General features: G+C 74.8%; 20 protein-coding genes. 18 read left to right on the top strand and 2 right to left on the bottom strand.

What is annotated here, in order from left to right; all coding sequences use genetic code 11:
- Window positions 1-25: 25 nt before the first annotated feature.
- The 4 genes from FB558_RS37775 to FB558_RS37760 all read left to right on the top strand — a co-directional run bounded on the left by FB558_RS37775 (window position 26) and on the right by FB558_RS37760 (window position 4,251).
- A complete protein-coding gene (locus tag FB558_RS37775; RefSeq protein ID WP_211367124.1) occupies window positions 26-1,309 on the top strand; it encodes a dihydrolipoamide acetyltransferase family protein in 1,284 nt (427 codons plus the stop codon).
- A 136-nt stretch (window positions 1,310-1,445) separates the two neighbouring features.
- A complete protein-coding gene (locus FB558_RS37770) occupies window positions 1,446-2,687 on the top strand; it encodes a right-handed parallel beta-helix repeat-containing protein (protein ID WP_142062685.1) in 1,242 nt (413 codons plus the stop codon).
- A gap of 79 nt (window positions 2,688-2,766) precedes the next feature.
- Complete coding sequence (locus FB558_RS37765; protein ID WP_142062682.1) at window positions 2,767-3,396, top strand: DUF4232 domain-containing protein; 630 nt, start codon at window positions 2,767-2,769, stop codon at window positions 3,394-3,396.
- Window positions 3,397-3,516: 120 nt separating this feature from the next.
- Window positions 3,517-4,251 carry an SDR family oxidoreductase gene (locus tag FB558_RS37760; RefSeq protein ID WP_142062679.1) on the top strand — a complete coding sequence of 245 codons (735 nt, stop codon included), beginning with the start codon at window positions 3,517-3,519 and terminating at the stop codon, window positions 4,249-4,251.
- Window positions 4,252-4,288: 37 nt separating this feature from the next.
- Here FB558_RS37760 and FB558_RS37755 read toward each other — a convergent pair whose 3' ends face one another.
- The gene (locus FB558_RS37755) at window positions 4,289-5,065 is read right to left on the bottom strand and encodes an IclR family transcriptional regulator (RefSeq protein ID WP_246107053.1); all 777 of its coding nucleotides are present in this window, start codon (window positions 5,063-5,065) and stop codon (window positions 4,289-4,291) included.
- A gap of 107 nt (window positions 5,066-5,172) precedes the next feature.
- Between FB558_RS37755 and FB558_RS37750 the strand changes: the two genes are divergently transcribed.
- The 6 genes from FB558_RS37750 to FB558_RS37725 are packed head-to-tail and all read left to right on the top strand — an operon-like array spanning window position 5,173 to window position 11,379.
- Complete coding sequence (locus FB558_RS37750; protein WP_142062676.1) at window positions 5,173-6,030, top strand: dioxygenase family protein; 858 nt, start codon at window positions 5,173-5,175, stop codon at window positions 6,028-6,030.
- Entirely contained in the window at window positions 6,027-6,857 is an 831-nt protein-coding gene (locus tag FB558_RS37745; RefSeq protein ID WP_142062673.1) for a fumarylacetoacetate hydrolase family protein, read from the top strand. Before FB558_RS37750 ends, FB558_RS37745 begins: the two co-directional genes overlap by 4 nt.
- Window positions 6,854-8,479, top strand: coding sequence for an FAD-dependent monooxygenase (locus FB558_RS37740; RefSeq protein WP_142062670.1), 1,626 nt, complete (start codon window positions 6,854-6,856; stop codon window positions 8,477-8,479). Before FB558_RS37745 ends, FB558_RS37740 begins: the two co-directional genes overlap by 4 nt.
- A gap of 41 nt (window positions 8,480-8,520) precedes the next feature.
- Window positions 8,521-9,936, top strand: a complete 1,416-nt coding sequence (locus FB558_RS37735) for an MFS transporter (protein ID WP_142062667.1) — start codon at window positions 8,521-8,523, stop codon at window positions 9,934-9,936.
- A 19-nt stretch (window positions 9,937-9,955) separates the two neighbouring features.
- The gene (locus FB558_RS37730) at window positions 9,956-10,510 is read left to right on the top strand and encodes a quercetin 2,3-dioxygenase (RefSeq protein WP_142062664.1); all 555 of its coding nucleotides are present in this window, start codon (window positions 9,956-9,958) and stop codon (window positions 10,508-10,510) included.
- Entirely contained in the window at window positions 10,495-11,379 is an 885-nt protein-coding gene (locus FB558_RS37725; RefSeq protein WP_142062661.1) for an alpha/beta hydrolase, read from the top strand. Before FB558_RS37730 ends, FB558_RS37725 begins: the two co-directional genes overlap by 16 nt.
- A gap of 6 nt (window positions 11,380-11,385) precedes the next feature.
- On the opposite strand, the gene FB558_RS37720 is transcribed toward FB558_RS37725, so the two are convergent.
- Window positions 11,386-11,757: a hypothetical protein gene (locus tag FB558_RS37720; protein ID WP_142062658.1), complete on the bottom strand. Its 372-nt coding sequence runs from the start codon at window positions 11,755-11,757 to the stop codon at window positions 11,386-11,388.
- 96 nt (window positions 11,758-11,853) lie between these two features.
- On the opposite strand from FB558_RS37720, the gene FB558_RS37715 reads away from it, so the two are divergent.
- The 8 genes from FB558_RS37715 to FB558_RS37680 all read left to right on the top strand — a co-directional run bounded on the left by FB558_RS37715 (window position 11,854) and on the right by FB558_RS37680 (window position 21,308).
- Complete coding sequence (locus FB558_RS37715; RefSeq protein ID WP_142062655.1) at window positions 11,854-13,083, top strand: CaiB/BaiF CoA transferase family protein; 1,230 nt, start codon at window positions 11,854-11,856, stop codon at window positions 13,081-13,083.
- A 39-nt stretch (window positions 13,084-13,122) separates the two neighbouring features.
- On the top strand, window positions 13,123-14,442 hold the full coding sequence (locus FB558_RS37710; RefSeq protein WP_142062652.1) for an MFS transporter: 1,320 nt from the start codon (window positions 13,123-13,125) through the stop codon (window positions 14,440-14,442).
- A gap of 12 nt (window positions 14,443-14,454) precedes the next feature.
- Window positions 14,455-15,579: a zinc-binding dehydrogenase gene (locus FB558_RS37705; protein ID WP_142062649.1), complete on the top strand. Its 1,125-nt coding sequence runs from the start codon at window positions 14,455-14,457 to the stop codon at window positions 15,577-15,579.
- On the top strand, window positions 15,576-17,123 hold the full coding sequence (locus FB558_RS37700; RefSeq protein ID WP_246107052.1) for an aldehyde dehydrogenase: 1,548 nt from the start codon (window positions 15,576-15,578) through the stop codon (window positions 17,121-17,123). The genes FB558_RS37705 and FB558_RS37700 overlap by 4 nt, the downstream gene beginning before the upstream one ends.
- A 14-nt stretch (window positions 17,124-17,137) precedes the next feature.
- Window positions 17,138-18,037, top strand: a complete 900-nt coding sequence (locus FB558_RS37695; RefSeq protein WP_211367123.1) for an HpcH/HpaI aldolase/citrate lyase family protein — start codon at window positions 17,138-17,140, stop codon at window positions 18,035-18,037.
- Complete coding sequence (locus FB558_RS37690) at window positions 18,034-19,017, top strand: 2-hydroxyacid dehydrogenase (protein WP_142062643.1); 984 nt, start codon at window positions 18,034-18,036, stop codon at window positions 19,015-19,017. The genes FB558_RS37695 and FB558_RS37690 overlap by 4 nt, the downstream gene beginning before the upstream one ends.
- 13 nt (window positions 19,018-19,030) lie before the next feature.
- Window positions 19,031-19,702, top strand: coding sequence for a GntR family transcriptional regulator (locus FB558_RS37685; protein WP_142062640.1), 672 nt, complete (start codon window positions 19,031-19,033; stop codon window positions 19,700-19,702).
- Between the two features lie 700 nt (window positions 19,703-20,402).
- Window positions 20,403-21,308: a serine hydrolase gene (locus FB558_RS37680; protein WP_142062637.1), complete on the top strand. Its 906-nt coding sequence runs from the start codon at window positions 20,403-20,405 to the stop codon at window positions 21,306-21,308.
- Window positions 21,309-21,382: the final 74 nt, after the last annotated feature.

Raw genomic sequence — 21,382 nt, 5'->3', positions numbered from 1 at the left:
CGAGGACACCGCAGCGAGGACACCAATGCCCGACATCACCATGCCCCGCCTCTCCGACACGATGGAGGCGGGCGTCATCGCCACCTGGCACAAGCGCGTCGGGGACCCCGTGAGCGCGGGCGACGTCGTCGCCGACATCGAGACCGACAAAGCGATCATGGAGCTCGAGGCCTACGACGACGGCGTGCTCGAGCGCATCCTCGTCGCGGAGGGCGAGAGCGCGCCCATCGGGACGCCCATCGGCACGCTCGGTGACGGCAGCGGGAGCGGGCCGGCCCCCGTCGCCGCCCCCGAACCGAGCGCCGAACCCGGCGCCGAACCCGCGCCGCCCGAGCCCGCCGCCGCGCCCGCGGCGCAGGAGCCCGCTCCGGCCGCCGCCCGCGACGGACGGCCGCCCGCCTCGCCGCTGGCGCGCAGGCTCGCCCGGGAGCGGGGCGTGGACCTGCAGACCGTGCAGGGCAGCGGCCCGCACGGGCGCATCATCCGGGCCGACATCGAGGCCGCGGCCGAGTCCACGCCCGCGCCCGCGCCCGCGCCCGCGCCCGCCGATGCTGCGCCCACCCCGGCCGTGCCCACCCCGGCAGCGCCGGCCGCCGCTCCGTCCCGCCCCGCACCGGAGGACGCCGAGGAGGTCCCGCTCACGGCGATGCAGCGGATCGCGGCCGCACGCCTCACCCAGAGCAAGCAGGAGGCGCCGCACATCTACCTGACGCGGGCCGTCGACGTCACCGACCTGCTCGCGCTGCGCGCCACGCTGAACACGACCCTCGTGGCGGCGGGCGGCCCGAAGGTCAGCGTGAACGACCTCGTCGTGAAGGCGGTGGCCGCGGCACTGCGCGCCCACCCGGAGGTCAACGTGTCCTTCGCGGGGGACGTCCTGCACCGCCACCGGGGCGTGCACGTCGGCGTCGCCGTCGCCGTCGAGTCGGGCCTGCTGGTGCCGGTCGTGCGCGACGCCGACCGCCGCAGCGTCTCCGAGATCGCCGCGCAGACCCGCGACTACGCGGCGCGGGCCCGCGAGCGCAGGCTCCGGCCCGACGAGATGACCGGCGGCACGTTCACCGTGTCGAACCTCGGCATGTACGGCATCGAGCAGTTCACCGCCGTCATCAACCCGCCCGAGGCGGCGATCCTCGCCGTCGGCGCGGCGACCGAGGAGCTGCGCCCACGGGACGGGGTCCCGGTCGTGCGCACGGTCATGCGCGTGACGCTGTCGTGCGACCACCGCGTCGTCGACGGCGCCACGGGCGCGGGCTTCCTGCGCACGCTCGCCGAGCTCCTCGAGGCCCCGTTGCGCATCCTCGCCTGACACCGCAGGTCACCCACCCCGGGGGTCGCCCGGTCGGGGTCAGGCGAGGTACCGGTGTCGCCCCGACCGTGCCACCGCGGCATCATCGTCGTCGGAGTGCGCTCATCCGAGCTCGCCGGAACGGAACGGGTATCCAGTGGTCCGCAGTACGTCTGCCGGGACGTCCCGGCGCACAACGGTCTGGCGCAACGTCGCGATCGGGGCCGCGCTGGCTGTCGCCGTGCTCGTCGTCGTGCTGCTGGTGCGCAGCCCGGCGTCCGAGCCACCACCACCGGCCACCCCGCCACCGCCACCGGTGGCCGCCGGTCCGGCGCTGTACGTGGACCCCGCGGGGCGCGACAGCAACGACGGGTCCTCCGGCGCGCCCCTGAAGACGATCCAGGCCGCGCTGGAGCAGGCCGAGCCGGGGACGACGATCAACCTCGCGCCCGGTGAGTACCACGAGCAGCCGGTGACGGTGAAGCCCGGCGCCCCGGGGGCCCCGATCACGATCAAGGGTCCGGAGACCGGGCAGGACCAGGCGGGCCGCTACCAGGCCGTGCTCTACGGCGAAGGCCGGGTCTTCAGCATCGACCACAGCCACTACACCCTCGAGGGCTTCACCATCGACGGGCAGGAGGGGCTCAAGGGGAGGCAGCTGCCCACCGACGTGGCGGCGATCACGGCGTTCAAGAACAGCGTCCGCGACGTCGTCAAGGACGGCCGGCTGATCTACATCGGCGCGGCGGACGACTCGAAGGACATCACCGGCATCACCATCCGGGACATGTTCCTCAGCGGGGCGGGCGGCGAGTGCGTGCGGCTGCGCAACAACGCCTTCGACAACGTCATCGCCGACTCCGTTATCCAGTACTGCGGGTTGTTCGGCAAGAGCGAGGACGACAGCGACCGGTTCGAGTACCACAACGGCGAGGGCGTCTACATCGGCACCAGCCCGAAGTCCGACAGCCAGCCGATGCACGAGAACGACACCAGCTCCGGCAACCGGGTCACCGGCAACATCATCCGGACATTCGGCTCCGAGTGCTTCAACGTCAAGGAGAACGCCCACGACAACGTGTTCGAGGGCAACACGTGCTCGGGCAACACCGAGTCCACGGAGTTCGACGGCAGCAACATCGAGCTGCGCGGTCACGCCAACGTCGTGCGCAACAACACGATCAGCGACAGCGCCGGCGTCGCCGTCAAGATCAAGAGCGACAGCGACGAGTACGACAAGGGCGGCAACGTCGTCGAGGACAACGAGATCACCGGAATCACCGCAGCGGCCTTCCAGGTCGAGTCGGAGGCCGACCAGGGCGCGATGTGCGGCAACCAGGTGGACGCGGCGGGCACCCCCGACGACGACACCCCGCAGGGCGTCGACCAACCCTGCTGACCTTCACGATCAGGTGAATCGGCCGGGGTCGCCGGGTGTCGGATGGCGCCCGGCGGACCGGCGACCGAGCCTGGGGATCATGCCGTTCCCGCGCCGCCCGCTCGCCGTGCTCGTCCTGGCCGGGGCCGCCGTCCTCGCCGGCTGCCAGTCACCGTCGCCCGCCGCGGCACCGGCACCGGCCCCGGCACCGGCTCCGGTCACGGAGCAGGCCACGAGCTCGGCGCCGGCACCGACGGCAGCGCCCGCCCCGACGACGCCTGGCGGTGGCGGGGGCGGGGCCTCCGAGGGCACGCGCTGCACCCTCGACGAGGTGAGCGCATCGCTCGGGCGGACCACCGGCGAGGCCGGTCAACGCCACACCGCGGTCGTCTGGACCAACACCTCCGCGAAGGCCTGCACGATGACCGGATTCGGCGGCGTGGACCTGCAGGGACCGGACGACCCGATGGGCCCGACCTACTCGCTGCGCCGCGCCGAGCAGCCGGCCTCGCCGGTGCGGCTCGAGCCGGGCGGCACCGCGCACACCACGATCACCTGGCTGCCCCCGCAGGACGGCTCGGGGTGGACGCCCACCGGCATGCTGGTCACACCGCCCGACGAGACCCGCTCGGCGAGCCTGCAGTGGCCCGGCGGCGCCGTCCTGCGCCAGGACGGCGCGACCCGTCCCGGGACCTACATCAGCCCGGTGCGCCCCGGCGTCGAGGACTGACACCCCTCCCGCGCCTGGGTGCGGCGCACCCAGGAGGACCACGTCCTGCCGCCCCCGCTCCCCGGGCAGCACCGTGGACGACGTCAGCGCACGTCGTCACACGTCCCGAAGGGGAGCACCATGACCGCACCGTCCGAGGCCTCCGGCAAGATCGTTCTCGTCACCGGCGCGAGCAGCGGGATCGGCGAGGCCATCGCCGTCCGGCTCGCGGGCGAGGGCCACCGGGTCGTCGCGGGCGCGCGCCGGATCGATCGCCTGGAGCGGCTGGCCGCGCAGGCAGGCGACGTGATCGAGCCCGTGCGCCTCGACGTGACCGACCGCGCGGACGTCGAGAGCTTCGTCGGCGCCGCCCGGGAGCGCCACGGCCGCGTCGACGTCCTGGTCAACAACGCCGGCGTGATGCCGCTGTCCCGGCTCGACTCGCTGCTGGTGCACGAGTGGGACCGGATGCTGGACGTCAACGTCCGCGGGCTGCTGCACGGGATCGCCGCCGCCCTGCCCGTGTTCACCGCCCAGGGCGGCGGGCACTTCGTCACGACCGCGAGCATCGGCGCCCACCAGGTCGTGCCCACCAGCGCGGTGTACTCCGGCACCAAGTACGCGGCCTGGGCGATCACCGAGGGCCTGCGCCAGGAGTCCGACCCGTCGATCCGCGTCACGACGGTCTCGCCCGGCGTCGTCACCTCCGAGCTCGCCGACACGATCACCGAGCCCGGGGCCGCCGAGGCCATGCACACCTACCGGGCCCACGCGATCGCCCCCGACGCGGTCGCCCGCGCCGTCTCCTACGCCCTCGCCCAGCCGGCCGACGTGGACGTCAACGAGATCGTCGTCCGGCCGGCCCGCCAGCGGTGAGCCGGCCGGCGACCGGCTCCGGTGCGGCGGGGCCCGATCACCCCCGGCGCTGCGCCGCGCCCATGCCCCGCGAGATCGACAGCGCAGCGGTGCGCACGACCTGCTCGTAGGCCTGGGGCCGGGCCGAGCCGGCCGGCACCACGACGGACACCGCGGCGACGACCCGGCCGGCGTGGTCGCGGACGGGCGCCGCCACCGAGGACACGGGCGCGGGCCGCCTCCGGTCGAAGACCGCCACCCCGAGCCGCCGGACCTGCGCGAGCCGGCGGCGCAGGGTCGCGACCTCGGCCGGGGTCCCGAGCAGCGCGAACTGCGCGTCGCGCACGTCCGCGCCGGCCCCCGCGAGGAGCACCAGGCCGACGCCGGTGTCGTGCAGGGGCATCCGCCCGCCCACCCGGTAGGCCACCTCCACGGCCGCGCGCGCCGACAGCCGCTCGACCAGCAGCGCCTCGCCGCCCTCCCGCACCGCGAGCAGGACGTGCTGGCGGGTGACCTCGTGCAGGTCCTCCAGGTAGGGCAGCGCCGCCTCGCGCAGGCCGTGGCTGCGCGGGGCGAGCGAGGCGATCTCGAACAGCCGCAGCCCGACGACGTAGCGCCCCCGCGCATCGGTCTCCAGGGCGCCCCACTCCCGCAGCCGGGCGGCGAGGCGCGAGGTGGTGCTGCGCGGCATCCCGGTGCGCCGGCTGAGCTCGACGACGCCCAGCGCCCGGTGCTCGGCGTCGAACGCGGCCAGCAGCGACAGGGCGCGGTCGATCACCGGGTCGCCCTGCTCGGGGCGCTTCCCACGGCGGGGCACCGGGCTCGCGTCGGCCACGCGATCGAGTCTGGCAGGTCCACTCAATGGAACGCTCGCAGACGGCGCCGCGGGAGGTCCCGATGCTGTGACGAACCCGGACCACCGCCGATCCGCCCGGAGGGACCGTGACCCCGGAACCCGAGCTCGACCGCCTGCTCACCGCCGTCCTCGCGCAGGTCCAGGCCGACGACCCGCGCCTGGCGGAGATCGTCCGCTCCGCCGTGACCCACCTGCACGCGTTCGTGCGCGAGGTCCGGCCCACCGAGGAGGAGTGGCTGCGCGGCCTCGACTTCCTCGTCCGCACCGGCCGGACCTGCACACCGACGCGCAACGAGTTCATCCTGCTGTCGGACATGCTCGGGCTGACGTCGGCCGTCGACGAGGTCAACCACGCCGGGCCGCCCGAGGCGACGCCGTCGTCGGTGGAGGGCCCGTTCCACTCCCCCGCGCCGGCCCGCCCGCTGGGCGCCTGGATCGCCGACGGCCCGGAGCGCGAGCGCGCCGAGCCGATGGTCGTGCACGGCCGGGTCACCGACTGCGCGGGCACCCCGCTCGCGGGCGCCACCGTCGACGTCTGGCAGGCCGACGACGCCGGCCACTACGACACCCAGGACGCCGCGCAGCCCGACGGCAACCTGCGCGCGCTGCTCACCACCGACTCCGACGGGCGCTACTGGTTCCGCAGCGTGCTGCCCAGCAGCTACCCGGTGCCGACCGACGGCCCGGTCGGCGGGCTGCTCAGCGCGCTGGGGCGCCACCCGATGCGCCCGGCCCACATCCACCTGCGCGTGGAGGCCGCGGGGCACCGCCCGGTCACCACGCACGTGTTCGTCGCAGGCGATCCCTACCTCGACTCCGACGCCGCGTTCGCCGTCAAGGACGCGCTGGTGGTCACCCCGCGGCCCGGTACCGACGGCAGGCGGTGGGAGCTGGACGGGTCCTACCTCGACTTCGCGTTCGACGTCCGGCTGGTGGAGCTGTGAAGTTCGTGGGGCTGCGCGACGGTCGCGAGACGCTCGTCGCCGCCGTCGTCGGGGACGCGCTCGCGCCGCTGGCCGACGTCCGCGACTTCTACGCCGACCTGCCGCGGTGGACCGCGGAGGCGCGGGCGGTGACGCGCGGCGAGCGGCCGCTGGCGGGCGCCCCGCTCGCCCCGCCGGTGCCGCCGTCGGCGCGGGTGCTGTGCCTCGGGCTGAACTACCGGGCGCACGCGGACGAGGGCGTCTACGGCGTGCCCGACCATCCGACGATCTTCGGCCGGTGGACGCCGTCGCTGTCGGTCGGCGACGTGCCCGTCCCGGTGCCCGCCAACGAGCCCGGCCTGGACTGGGAGGGCGAGGTCGCCGCCGTCGTCGGGACCCGCATGGCCGACGTCGACGCCGCGGCCGCCGAGGCCGGCGTGCTCGGCTACGCGGTCTTCAACGACCTCACCGCGCGCACCGCGCAGAAGCTCACCGCCCAGTGGACGCTGGGCAAGAACGCCGACCGCAGCGGCCCGATGGGCCCGCTCGTCACCGCCGACGAGGTGGGGTCGCTCGCGGCGGGTCTCGACCTGACCACCCGGGTCAACGGCGAGGTCGTGCAGCACGGCAGCACCCGCGACATGATCTTCGGTGTCGGGGACGTGCTGTCGCTGGTCAGCCGCACGCTCACGCTCGAACCCGGCGACGTCCTCGTCACCGGCACACCGGAGGGCGTCGGCTACGTGCGCACCCCGCCGTGGCTGCTGCGGCCCGGCGACGTCGTGGAGGTCGAGGTCGAGAAGCTCGGCCTGCTGCGGACGCCGATCTGCGGGGCGGGCGGCCGATGACCGACCACCACCCCGTCCTGATCGCCGGCGGCGGGCCGAGCGGCCTGGCCGCCGCCATCGAGCTGGGCCGCGCCGGGATCCGCTGCGCCGTCGTGGAGCCGCGCGTGAGCGTCGCGACCGACCGGCCCCGGGCCAAGACCACCAGCGCCCGCACGATGGAGCTGCTGCGCCGCTGGGGCCTGGCCGACCGGGTGCGGGCCGCCGCGCCGCTGCCGGTGGCGCACGCCCAGGACGTCGTGTTCTGCACCCGCCTGACCGGCCACGAGATCACCCGCTTCCCGAACGCGTTCGCCCTGCACCCGCAGCGCCGCGACGAGTTCGCCGAGTGCGGGCAGCAGATCCCGCAGCCCGTCGTCGAGGAGGTGCTGCGCGCCGCGGTGGCCGAGCTGCCGACCGTGGAGTTCCTGGCAGGGCACCGCCTCGTCGCGGCCGAGGACGGCCCGGACGGGCTGCGCGCCCGGATCGCGGGACCCGACGACTCCGTCCGCGAGGTCACGGCCGGCTACCTGCTGGGTTGCGACGGCGCCACCGGGGCGAGCCGCGATGCCATCGGTGCCCGCTACGCCGGCGGCAGCGGCGCGCTGCCCAACCTCAACGTCACGTTCCGGGCACCGGAGCTCACCGAGGAGCGGGTGTGCGCCCGCGCGGTGCACTACTGGGTGCTCGGCGCCGAGGTGGGCGGGATCGTCGGGCGGATGGACCTGGACGGCACGTGGTGGGCGATCGCCCAGGGCGTCGACGCCTCCGCCGCGGACGTCGACCCGGCCGCGCTGGTCCGGTCGATGGTCGGCACCGACGACACCGGCGCCGACATCGACGTCGAGGTCCTCGCCACGGACCCGTGGACCGCACGGATGCTGCTGGTCGACCGCTACCGCGGCGACCGGACCTTCCTCGTCGGCGACGCCGCGCACCTGAACCCGCCGTGGGGCGGGCACGGCTACAACACCTGCGTCGGCGACGCGGTCAACATCGCCTGGAAGCTCGTCGCCGTGCTGCAGGGCTGGGCGGGCCCGGCCCTGCTGGACAGCTACGAGCCCGAGCGGCGCCCGGTCGCGGCGCAGACCATCGCGGACGCGGCGGCGCAGGAGTCGCGGCTGGCGCACGCGTTCCGGCGCGCCGAACTCGACGCCGACACCCCCGCCGGCGCCGCGTGCCGCGCGGGCGTCGCCGAGGCGCTCGCCGTCAAGCGCGGCGAGTTCCACAGCCTCGGCCTCGTGCTCGGCTACCACTACGCCGACTCCCCCGTGGTCGTGGACGACGGCTCGCCCGTCCCCGCGCACGACCCGCTGACCTACCACGCCTCCGCCCGTCCGGGCGCCCGGCTGCCGCACGCCTGGCTCGCCGACGGGTCCTCGCTCTACGACCACCTGGCGACCGCCGGGTTCACGCTGCTGCGCCGCGAGCCGGGGATCGACGTCGCGCCGTTCCGCGCCGCGGCCGACCGGCACGGCGTCCCGTTCGCCCTGCTGGACCTGCCCGGGCTCCCGGGCGGCTACGACGCCCCGCTGCTGCTGGTGCGCCCCGACCAGCACGTCGCGTGGCGTGGCGCCGACGCGAGGGACGCGGCAGGCGTGCTCGACGTCGCCCGCGGCGCCGTCCGCGCAGCCCTTCCCTCCTGAGCCCGATCCCCTCCGTGCTCCGACCTCACCGTGGAGGTGCCATGAGCATCGACCCCCGCCCCGACCCGGCCCCGCCGGCTCCCGCCACCGGTCCCGCGCTGCTCGACCGCGTGGAGCGCATCCCCGTCACGCGCTTCCACCTGCGCATCGCCTCGATCCTCGGGGTGGGCACGTTCTTCGACTCGTTCGACGCGCTCGTCCTGTCCGTCGCGCTCACCGCGATCCTGTCGTCGCTGGGCGCTCCGCTGTCGGTGGCGGGGCCGCTGATCGCCGCGGGGTACGTCGGGCAGATCGTCGGCGCGGTCCTGTTCGGGGTGGTGAGCGAGCGGGCCGGCCGGAAGGTGGCCTTCGTCGGGGCGTCGGCGCTGTTCGGCGCCCTGTCGGTGGTGTCGGCGCTGGCCTGGAACGCCGAGAGCCTGATGGTGTTCCGGCTGCTGCAGGGCATCGGGCTGGGCGCCGAGGTGCCCGTCGCCGCGGCGATGTTCAACGAGTTCGTGCGCGCCCGCGCCCGCGGCCGGATCGTCCTGGTCTACGAGAGCCTGTTCGTCTGGGGCATCCTCGGCGCGACGCTCGTCGGGGCGCTGTTCCTGTCGGTGTTCCCGCCCGAGGACGCGTGGCGGTACCTGTTCGTCCTCGGCGGCGTCCCGGTCCTCACCGCGGTGTGGGCGTGGTTCCGGCTGCCCGAGTCGCCGCGCCACCTCGTCCACCGCGGGGACCTGGAGCAGGCCGAGGCGGTGGTCGCCGAGATGGAGGCGAGCGCCCGCAGGGCCGGGCACGTCCTCGACGGTGCCGCCCCGCGCACGGCACCGGCCGTGGCCGAACCGCCGACCCGGTTCGGGGAGCTGTTCTCCCCCGCCTACCGCACCCGCACGCTCACCCTGTGGTGCGTCTGGTTCACCACCTTCCTGCCGCTGGGCGGGTTCACCTCGTGGATGCCGACGCTGCTGAGCCGGGTCGGCGGCCTGCCCGCCGCCACCGCGTCGCTGCTCACGGGCGGGATCGTCGTCGGCAACCTGGTGGTGCTCTACGTCGCCGCGTCCTCGCTGGACCGCCGGGGCCGGCGGTTCTGGTTCGGCGCCGGCTACGGGCTCGCGCTCGTCGGCAGCGTCGGCGGGGCGGTCGCGCTGGGGCTGCTGGGCTGGACCGGCTGGCCGGTGCTGTTCGTCGCCGGGGCGCTCGTGCTCTTCGGGGTGAACATCAACGCGCCGCTGGTCTACCTCTACACCGCCGAGCTGTACCCGACGCGTATGCGGGCCTGGGCGACCACGGTCGGCAGCACCATGCGCAACCTCGCCTCGGTGGTCGCGCCGATCACCATCGGGCTGCTGCTGGGTGCGACGACCGGCGTGTTCTGGAGCTTCGTCCTCGCGACGGCGGTCCTGCTCGTCGGCCTCGCCGTCCTGCTGCGCTTCGGTGTGGAGACGAAACAGCGCCCGCTCGAGGAACTGGCCCCCTGAGGAAGGACGAGGAGACGACGTGAGCTTCGAGTACCTGGCCGACCCGGCCGTGGGACCGGCCTGGCAGGGCGTGCTGCCCGGCGCGCCGGACGCGTTCTTCCTGCGCAGCGGCGAGGGCGAGCACGCCCAGCTGTTCGGTGACCTGTTCACCGTGCTGCTGTCGGGCGCCGAGACCGAGGGCCAGTTCGGGGTCATGACCGCGCAGTGCCCGCCGGGCGAGCTCATCCCCACCCACGCCCACGACGAGACCCACGAGGTCTTCTACGTCCTCGACGGCGAGGTCCGCGTCTTCGTGCAGACCCGCACCGGCGAGAAGACCTCGCGGCTGCTGCGGACCGGCGACTTCGGCTTCGTGCCCGCCGGGCTCCCGCACGCCTACCGGGTGGAGCAGCCGTCGCGGATGCTCGGCGTCGTCACCGGCGGCTTCGAGCGGTTCTTCCAGCACATGGGCGCGCCGACCGACTCCGGGGAGCCCGGGCAGCCACCGTTCGTCCCCGACGTCGCGCGGATGCGCACCGCCGCCCAGGAGCACCGGATGCAGTTCCTGCAGGACGTCACGTGGCCGGACGCGTGACCGCGGCACCGCGGCGGATCCCCGCGGTCCCCTACGCCCACGTCCCCGGCTTCCGCCCGCTGGAGCTCGACCTGGTGCTCCCCGCCGCGAGTGGCGCCCCTGCCCCGCTCGTGATCGCCCTGCACGGCGGCGGCTGGCGGGTGGGCAGCAGGCGCTCGATGGGGCCCGCCTACGCGGACGCCGACCCGTTCGGGCAGTTCGCCGCGGCGGGCATCGCGGTCGCCGGCATCGACTACCGGCTCTCCGGCGAGGCCCGGTGGCCCGCCCAGCTGGAGGACGCCCGGGCCGCGCTGGAGTGGGTGCGCGGCCACGCGGACGAGCTGGGCGTCGACCCCGGCCGCGTCGGGGCGTGGGGCGAGTCCGCGGGCGGGCACCTCGCCGCCCTGCTCGGCCTCACCGCCGATCCGGCACTCGCCGCCGTCGCCTGCTGGTACACCCCGAGCGACCTGCGGGCGCTGCCGGGCGACCGCGGCGCCGACCCGACCGACCCGGACACCCGCGAGGCCCAGCTGCTCGGCGCCCCGCAGGCCGCCGTGCCCGAGCGCGCGGCGCGGGCCAGCCCGGTCGCCCACGTCCACTCCGCGGCGCCGCCGTTCCTGCTGCTGCACGGCCGGGCCGACCGGGCCGTGCCGTGCGTGCAGAGCGAACGGTTCGCCGCCGCGCTGGTGGCCGCGGGCGCTCGCGCCGACCTGCACGTCTACGACGGCGCCGACCACGTGTGGGCGGGCGCGCCCGACGCCGCCGCGGACGCCCTCGACCGCACGATCACGTTCCTGCGGGCGCACCTCGCGACCGCCCCCGACCGGCGCGCAGATGCTGCCGCACACGCCCCTGCTCGCTCCCCCGAGCCGTGCCGCCGGCCCCGGTAGCGACCCTCACCCGAGCCCGACCACCGACCCGCTGCGGCTCGCGACCGCCACCGCCACCGCCCCGCTGGGGCCGTCGAGGGCCGTCACCGCCTCCCCGCCCGCTACGACGACGCCGGCCCCGGCGGCGCGGAGGTCACCCACCGGCCCGTCCGCGTCCCATTCCCGGCGCACCGCGCCCGGCCGCGTCACGACCGGCTCCGGGGCGGCCGGGCCGGCGGTGGTGGCGCGTACCGGCGCCCCGACGACGGCCGCGGCCGGGGCGGCCACCGCCGTGGCGACGACCGCCGCACCCACCACCAGCGCCACCCGCAGCCGGCGCGGGCGCCCGTCGCCCGTGGGGCGGGCTCGCTCGAACGCGCGCGCCGCCGCCCTGCGCATGGCGCCAGTCTGGATCACCCGCTCGGGTTCGTCGACGTCCCGCGTCACAACGGACGGCCCTTGCGGGCACCGACCGACGTGGCTACATTTTATCAAATGTTTGACACAAGCAGCGGGCCGTTGACCGGCGTGCGGGTCGTGGACGCGGCGACGATCTACGCGGGCCCGATGCTCGCCACCCTGCTCGGCGACTTCGGGGCGGACGTGGTGAAGGTCGAGCACCCCCGCGGCGACGGGCTGCGCAGCTGGGAGTGGCGCAAGGACGGCGAGTCCCTGTGGTGGGCGCTCGTCGGCCGCAACAAGCGCGCGGTCAGCCTCGCGCTGTCCGACCCCCGCGGCGCCGAGGTGCTGCGGCGCCTGCTCGCCGAGGCCGACGTGTTCGTCGAGAGCTTCCGGCCGGGCACGCTCGAGCGCTGGGGCCTCGACCCCGCCGACCTGCTGCGGACCAACCCGCGGCTGGTCGTCGTGCGCGTCTCGGGGTTCGGCCAGACCGGCCCGTACCGCTCCCGCCCCGGCTTCGGCACGCTGGCCGAGGCCATCAGCGGGTTCGCCGACACCAACGGCGCGGCCGACGGCCCGCCGGTGCTCCCCCAGTGGCCGCTGGCCGACGGGGTCGCCGCGCTCGCGGGCGCGTTCGCCACGATGACGGCCCTGCGCCATGCGGAGCGGACCGGCGAGGGGCAGGTCGTCGACCTGTCGATCTACGAGCCGCTGTTCTGGATCCTCGGCGCGCAGACCTCCGCGCACGACCAGCTGGGGCTGCAGCCCACCCGGCAGGGCAGCCGCACCGACTTCAACGTGCCCCGGGAGTGCTACCGCACCCGCGACGGCCGCTGGGTCGCGCTGTCGGGAGCGACGGCCGCGACCGGGCGTCGGATCCTGCGGGCCGTCGGGCGCGACGACCTCGCCGACGCCCCCTGGTTCGACGACATCGCCGGCCGCGTCGCCCACCGCGACGAGATCGACGACGCGATCGCGAGCTGGGTCGCCGACCGCGACAACGACGAGGTCCTGGCCGCGTTCGACGCCGTCGGCGCCACCGTCGGGCCGGTCTACTCGGCAGCCGACATCGCCGCCGACCCGCACTTCGCCGCGCGCGGCAGCGTCACGACGGTCGAGCACCCCGCCCTCGGCCCGCTGAAGATGCAGGGCCTGATCGCCCACCTGTCCCGCACCCCCGGCGCCGTCCGCAGCGCGGGCCCCCTCCTCGGCGAGCACAACGAGGAGATCCTGTGCGACCGGCTCGGGTGCACGGACGACGAGCTCGCGCAGCTCGAGGCCGACGGCGTGATCGGGCCGACCACCGCCCGCTCGCGCATCGACTGACCCTCCCCACCCCGCTCACCGATGAGAGGACATCCGAGGATGTCGACCCCCGCCCCCGATCCCCGGCTCGTCCGCCGGGTCGCGCTGGCCAGCAGCATCGGCACGATGCTCGAGTACTACGACTTCTACCTCTACGGCGCGCTGTCCGCGACGGTCTTCGGCGCCCTGTTCTTCCACAGCACCGACCCGGCGGTGGGCACGCTGCTCGCGCTCGCGACCTTCGGCGTCGGGTTCGTCGCCCGACCCCTCGGCGGCGTCATCGCCGGCCACTTCGGCGACCGGATCGGACGCAAGTCCGTGCTCATCGCGACCCTCGCCCTGATGGGCGGCTCGACGGTCGGGATCGGGCTCCTGCCCACCTACGCCGTCATCGGGACGTGGGCACCGGTGCTGCTGGTCCTCCTGCGGCTGCTGCAGGGCCTCGCCCACGGCGGCGAGTGGGGCGGCGCCGCGATCATGACGGTGGAGCACGCGCCCGCCGGACGCCGCGCCTTCTACGGCACCTGGCCGCAGATGGGCGTCTACGCCGGCATCGTGCTGTCCAACCTCGTCCTCGGCGCGTTCCTGCTTCTGCCCGAGGAACAGTTCCTCTCGTGGGGCTGGCGGGTGCCGTTCCTGCTGGGCTTCGTCCTGGTCATCGTCGGGATGTACCTGCGCCGCTCCATCACGGAGTCGCCCGAGTTCGCGCAGGCCACGGCCGCCGCGGGCGAGCCGGTGAAGGTGCCGATCCTGGAGGCGCTGCGCACCAGCACGCGCAGCATCCTGGTCACCTTCGGCGCCAAGGCCGCCGAGACCGGCGCGTTCTACCTGATCACGGTGTTCGCCCTGACCCTGGCCGCGAACGGGCCCGGGCGGAACGCCGCGCTGAACGGGGTGCTCGTCGCCAGCCTCGTCGCGATCGGCACGGTCGGCGCGTTCGGCGTGCTCGCCGACCGCGTCGGGCGCAGGCCGGTCTACGCGTTCGGCGCCGCGTTCGTCGCCGTCTTCGCGTTCCCCTTCTTCTGGCTCGCCGGCAGCGGGTCCACGGTCGCACTGTGGATCGCGCTGATCGTCGCGCTCGCCGTCGGGCACGCGTCGATGTACGGCGCCCAGACGCTCTACTTCTCCGAGCTGTTCGACGCGCGCGTGCGCTACAGCGGCGCCTCGCTGGGCTACCAGCTCGGCGCCGCCCTGATCGGCGGGTTCACCCCGCTCATCGCGGCGTCGCTGCTGCTCTGGAGCGACGGCGCGCCGTGGCCCGTCGCGCTCTACATCATCGCGCTGTGCCTGGTCACCGTGCTGGCCGTGGGTGTGTGGGGCCAGGTCCGCAGCACCGCGGCCGCGCACAGCGCCCCCGCCGACATCCCCGCCGCTTCCTGAAGGAGCCCGAACATGACGACCGCCATCCCCGACCACACGCGCGCGGCGGTGGTCCGCGCGTTCGGTGAGCCCATCGGCATCGAGGACGTCCCGGTGCCGCCCCGCGTCGAGGCGGGCGGGCTGCTCGTCGAGGTCGTGGCCTGCTCGCTGTGCGGCACCGACGTGCACTGCTGGGAGGGCTCACTCGCCCTCGACATCGCCCTCCCGCTGATCCTCGGCCACGAGATGGTCGGGCGCGTCGTGGCGATCGGCGAGGGGGCGCAGGTCGACTCGGTGGGCCAGGACCTGCGCGTCGGAGACCGCGTGATCTGGACGCACGCCTTCTGCGGGCGCTGCGTGATGTGCGCGCGCAAGCGGCCGGCGATGTGCCTGAACCGCAGCGCCTACGGCCACGTGTCGATGCAGGAGTGGCCCTACCTGATGGGCGGGTTCGCCCAGCACGCCTACGTCCTGCCCGGCTCGGGCCGGGTGCGCGTGCCCGACGCCGTACCCGACGACCTGGCCAGCATGGCCAGCTGCGCGCTGCGCTCGGTGGTCAACGCCGTGCAGCAGGCCGGCCGCGTCGGCCCCGAGCACACCGTCGTCGTCCAGGGCGCCGGGCCGCTCGGCATCCTCGCCACCGGGCTGTTCGCGCAGGCCGGGGCCGGCCGCGTCGTCACGGTCGGCGCGCCGGCCGCACGCCTGGAGCTCGCCACCGCGTTCGGGGCCGACGACGTGGTCTCGCTGGAGGAGGTGCCCGACCCCGCCGAGCGGCTCGACCGGGTGCGCGAGGCCACCGGTGGGCTGGGCGCGGACCTGGTCGCGGAGTTCTCCGGGCACCCCGCCGCCTTCGCCGAGGGCGTCGAGATGGCGGGACTCGGTGCCCGCTACCTGGTGGTCGGCCAGCTCGGTGCCGGCACGACCCCGATCGCGCCCGGCACGATCACCAAGAAGAACCTGACCGTGATCGGCTCCTTCTCCGGCGACGCCACCCACTACCACCAGGCGCTGCAGGTGCTGGAACGCTACGCCGACCGTCTCCCGTTCGAACGGCTGATCAGCGGGCGGTACCCGCTCGAGGACGTCAACGCCGTGATCGGGCGGATGCAGGCGTTCCAGGAGATCAAGCCGGTGCTGCTGCCCGGAGCCCGCTCATGACCCCCGTGGAGGAGGACCACCCCGCGATGACCGTCGCCGACCTCGTCGCCGCGCCCGCCGCCGACACCCTCGCCCCGCTGCGCCTGCCGATGCTCGTCGGCGGCGCGTGGGTCCACGCGGGCGACGGCGCCACGTTCGACTCCCCCGAACCGCGCACCGGCCGGGTGTGGGCCACGCTCCCGGACGCGTCCGCGCCCGACGTGGACCGCGCGGTCGCCGCGGCGCGGACCGCCCTGCGCGGCGAGTGGTCCCGCGTGAGCGCCGCGGACCGGGCGCGCTTCCTGCTGCGCATCGCGGCCGTCGTCGACCGGCACCGCGACGAGCTCACCGTCATCGAGTCCCGCGACAACGGCAAGCCCGTCCGCGAGGTGCGCGCGGAGATCGACGCGATCGTCCGCTACTTCGAGTACTTCGCCGGCGTCTGCCAGACCGTGCTCGGCGAGACCCACCCGCAGGCGGCGTCGGCGTTCAGCTACACGCGCCGCGAACCGGTCGGCGTCGTCGGCGCGATCGTGCCGTGGAACTCGCCGCTGCTCATGCTGGCCTGGAAGCTCAGCCCGGCGCTGGCAGGCGGCAACACCATCGTGCTCAAGCCCGCCGAGCAGACGTCGGTGTCCTCCGTCGTGTTCGCCCACCTGATCGCGGAGGCCGGGCTGCCGGACGGGGTGTTCAACCTGGTCACCGGGCTCGGCGAGTCCGCGGGCGCCGCGCTCGTGGCCCACCCGGGCGTCGACAAGATCGCCTTCACCGGGTCCACCGCGGTGGGCAGGCAGATCGCCGCCACCGCGGCGAACGACCTGAAGCTGGTGACGTTCGAGCTGGGCGGCAAGTCGCCCACGCTGGTCTTCGCCGACGCCGACCTCGACGCGGCCGTGCACCGCACCGCCTACGGGATCTTCTCCGCCGCCGGCCAGACCTGCCAGGCCGCCTCGCGGATCCTCGTGCAGGACAGCGTCCACGACGAGTTCCTCGAGCGGTTCACCGCGCTCGCGCGGCGCATCCGCGTGGGGGACCCGCTGTCGGAGAAGACCCAGATGGGCGCGCAGATTTCCGCGCCGCACCGGGAGACGATCGCCGGGTACGTCCGCAGCGGCGTGCAGGACGGCGCGACGCTGGTGTGCGGCGGGGCCGCGCCCACCGACCCGGCGCTGGAGGGCGGCTACTACTTCACCCCGACGGTGCTGGACGGCGTCGACAACTCCATGCGGATGATCCGCGAGGAGATCTTCGGCCCCGTGACGGGCGTGATGAGCTTCTCCGACGAGGCGGACGCGCTGGCGAAGGCCAACGACACCGACTACGGCCTCGCCGGCTCGGTGTGGACCCGCGACATCGCGCGCGGCCACCGCGTCGCGGCCGGCATCGAGGCCGGGCTGGTCTGGGTCAACACCACCCGCACGATCAACCACCTCGTGCCGTTCGGCGGCTACAAGCAGTCCGGGTACGGCCGCGAGGGCGGCATGCAGGTCATGGAGCACTACACGCGCGTCAAGTCGGTGTGGGTGGACCTGCAGGACGAGCTGCCGAACTGGTACGCCGACTGATGGGCCGCCGCGGGATGTCACACCGGCTGCGCACCCTGCTGTTCGTGCCGGCCGACCGGCCCGACCGCATCCCCAAGGCCGCCGCCGCGGGCGCCGACGGGATCGCCGTCGACCTCGAGGACGCGGTCGCCGTCTCGCGCAAGGACGAGGCCCGCGCCGGGCTCGCCCCCGCGCTCGCGGCGCTGCCGGCGGGTGGCCCGGTGGTCGCGGTGCGGGTCAACGCGGTCGACACCGGCCTCGCCGAGGCGGACGTCGCGGCGCTGGAACCGGTGCTGGCGCGCGTCGACCTCGTCGTGGTGCCGATGTGCTCCGGCCCCTCCGCGGTGCGCGCGGTGGCCGCCCTCCTGGACCGGGCCGAGGCCCGCGCCGGGCTGGAGCCGGGACGCACCGGCCTCCTCCCGCTGGTCGAGACGGCGGCGGGGGTCGCCGAGGCCCGTGCGATCGCCGCGGCCGACCCCCGCGTCCGCACGCTCACGTTCGGCCCCGCCGACCTGTCCAACGAGCTCGGCGTGACCCCCACCGCCGACGGCGACGAGCTGTTCGTCGCTCGCAGCACCGTCGTGCTCGGGGCCGCCGCGGCCGGGCGCGTCGGACCGATCGACGGCCCGTACCTCGACCTCGACGACGCCGAGGGCCTGGCCCGCTCGGCCGCGCGGGCGCGACGGCTGGGCTTCGCGGGCAAGCAGGTGATCCATCCCCGCCAGATCCCGGTGGTCGCGGCGGCGTTCGCGCCCACGGAGGAACAGCTGCGCTGGGCGCGCCGCGTCGACGAGGCCTTCCGCGAGGCCGAGGCGGCGGGCGTCTCCTCGCTGCGCCTCGACGACGGTACGTTCATCGACTACCCGATCGCCCACCGCGCCCGCGCCCTGCTCGCGCAGGGCTCCGACCCGCCCCGGAGGACACCACCCGCATGAGCCCCGACACCCCGCGGATCGTGGTCACCCGCGCGCTGCCCCCCGCGGCGCTCGAGCCGCTGCACACCGTCGGTGACGTGTGGGTCTCGCCGCACGACCGGCCGCTGTCGGTCGAGGAGCTGCACGAGGCGGTACGCGGGGCGGCCGCGGTCGTCAGCATGCTCAACGACCGCGTCGACGACGCCGTGCTCGCCGCCGCCGGCCCGGACCTGCGGGTCGTGGCCAACACCGCGGTCGGCTACGACAACCTCGACGTCCCGGCGATCACCGGGCGCGGGGTGCTCGCCACCAACACCCCGGGCGTGCTCGTCGACGCCACCGCCGACCTCACGATCGCCCTGCTGCTGGCCGTCACCCGCCGCGTCGCCGAGGGCGACCGCCTCGTCCGCTCGGGCGCGGCGTGGTCCTGGGACGTCTCGTTCATGCTCGGCTCCGGGCTGCAGGGCAAGCAGCTGGGCATCGTCGGCATGGGCAGCATCGGGCGGGCGGTCGCGCGGCGCGCCGCGGCGTTCGGGATGGACGTCGTGCACCACAACCGCCGCCCCGTCGACATCGGGGGCTCCCGGCAGCTGGCGTTGGACGAGCTGCTGGAGACCTCCGACGTGGTGTCCCTGCACTGCCCGCTCACGCCGGAGACCCGGCACCTGATCGACGCCGCCGCGCTGCACCGGATGAAGCGCGGCGCGTACCTGGTCAACACCGCCCGCGGCCCGATCGTCGACGAGTCGGCGCTCGCCGCCGCGCTGCACGACGGCACGATCGCCGGCGCGGGCCTGGACGTCTACGAGGACGAGCCCCGGGTCCACGAGGGACTGCGCGACCTCGACAACGCGGTCCTCGCCCCGCACCTCGGGTCGGCCACCGTCGAGACGCGCACCCGGATGGCGGAGCTCGCCGTCGAGAACGTCGTCGCCGTGCTCACCGGGAAGGACGCGGTCACCCCGATCGCGGTCACCTCGAACTCGGTACCGTCCCGGTGACGGAAGGGGCTCGATGCCGAGGAAGCCGGCCCGGACCACGACGAAGGCCGAGGAGGCCTTCAGCGTGGTCCGTCGCAAGATCGAACGCGGGGAGCTGCCCGGTGGCGCCAAGCTGACCCTGCAGAGCCTCTCCGACGAGATGCAGATGAGCCTCACGCCCATCCGGGAGGCGCTGCGCATGCTGCAGGCGCACGGGCTCGTGGAGTACCGCCCGCACCACGGGCACGTCGTCACCCGCTACTCCATCCCCCGCGCGGAGGAGATCTACCTGCTCCGGGTCACCCTCGAACCGCTGGCCACCCGGCTGGCCGCGGAGAACGCCACCGACGAGGAGCTCGCCGAGATCCGGGGGCTGCACGAGGAGTTCCGTGCCGCCGCGGAGAAGGAGGACGGGGCCCAGGGCGTGATCGTCGACCTCAACGCGCTGTGGCACCGCGCCGTCTACGAGGCCGCCCACTCCTCCTTCCTCGACGACTTCATCGACCGCCTCTGGACCGGGGTGCCCTACCAGGCGATCTGGTTCATCCACCGCCGCCACCGCTCGGTGCAGGACCACGCCGCCGTCACCGACGCCCTCCTGGCCCGCCACGCCGACGCCGCCGCGAGCGGCATGCACGACCACATCCTGCGCGGCAAGCAGGCCACCATCGACCACCTGCGCGCCATCGGGGCCCCGGACAGCTAGCCCCGTGTGCGCCTACGCACCCCGTCGACCGGTATTGCGGGCTGGAACGGGGTGCGTGAGAGGACAAGGGGTGCGTGAGCACGCGGCCCATTCCCCCCGGGGCCTCCTGACGGGCAGAGCGGGTTGCGGTGGGCGCGCCGTTCCCGGCTCGAGACCGCTGCCCCGCCCCTGGTCCAGGCCTCACTCGCAGTCACCCCGGCGCCCGACCCGACCCCCGTGGCGAGGGTGGCCGGGTTGGCACAACTACCGAATATCGTGGTCGCCCTGACAACCGTCCCTGACCTGGCCCCGGCCGGTCCACGACGAGACCGTCCCCCGCCGGGTGCCACTCATCCGGCTGTGGTGCCGTTCCGAACCCCTCCGACGACAGGGCTTGATCAGCGAACCGGGGGCCTGAGCCGAGGGGCAGTGGTCTCGAGCCGGGAACGGCGCGCCCACCGGAGTTTCATGGTCAGATCGACACCAGGGCTGTTCGATCACCCAGAAATCGCCCTGGTGTCGATCTGATCATGCACGGGCCCGTTCCGCGGAACGCGCGAACGGCCATGATCAGCAGGTGCGAGGGGATCGGTTCATCGGCGCACCCAACTCGCGGCCCCGGTTTCGTCGTCCTCCGACGATGTGCACGGCGATCATCCCTCCGCATGATCGACCGATCGAGGCGGTTCGACCCGCACGGCCCCCACCCGGGAGGGACAGCATGGAGTCCGCAGAAGAGTTGGCCGTCGAGATCACCGATCGCGCGGAGCAGGTCGGTGTGCGCGTCTGGTTGCACGCGGTCGACGTGGACGGGGGCGCGCAGCCGCGCGCGTTCGGCATCGACCCGGGCGGGCCCGTGGTCACCGCGTCGGTGTTCAAGGTCCCGGTCGCGCTGGAGCTGGCCCGCCAGGCCGTCGCGGGCGAGTGCGACCTCGCCGAGCCGGTGGCCGTCGATCCGGGGCACCCGACCCCCTCCCCGTACGGCCTGGCGACCTTCCCCCACCGCAGCGTCCTGTCCTGGGACGCGCTGGCGACGTTGATGATCGGCATCAGCGACAACGTCGCCACCGACCTGGTGCTCGACCGCGTCGGCAAGCCCGCGGTGGCGGCGCTGCTGGACCGGCTGGGCCTGCCGGGAACCGCCGTTCCCGACAACTGCGAGGAGCTGCTGCGCACGATCGGCGAGGACCTCGGCATCGACTACGTGGACGACGAGCGCGCGCTCACCTCGCTCTCCCCCGCCCAGCTGGACGCCCTGCGCGTCCTGCGCCCCGCCGAGACCTGCCGCACCACACCGGAGGAGATGACCCGCCTGCTCGCCCTGATCTGGCGCGACGAGGCGGCGCCCGCCGAGGCGTGCGCCCACGTGCGGCGCTGGATGGGCCGCCAGGTCTGGCCGCACCGGCTGCGCTCCGGGTTCGCCACCGACGACGTGCGGATCAGCGGGAAGACCGGGACGCTTCCCGCCGTGCGCAACGAGGTCGGCGTCGTCGAGTACGCCGACGGCGGCCGGTTCGCGGTCGCCGTGTTCACCCGCGCCCGCGACGCGCGCGCCCAGGCGCCGGAGCGCGACGCCCTCATCGGCTTCGCCGCCGCCCGCGCGGTCACCTGGCTGCGGGGCGGATGAGCCCAGGGGGCTTGCCGAAACCCCCGACTTCCCGCGAACATAACGGTCGTTCAGTAGGTGATCGCGACCACGCC

Source organism: Pseudonocardia kunmingensis, assembly GCF_006716445.1.
GTDB lineage: Bacteria > Actinomycetota > Actinomycetes > Mycobacteriales > Pseudonocardiaceae > Pseudonocardia > Pseudonocardia kunmingensis.
This window is presented reverse-complemented; position numbering and strand designations above follow the sequence as displayed.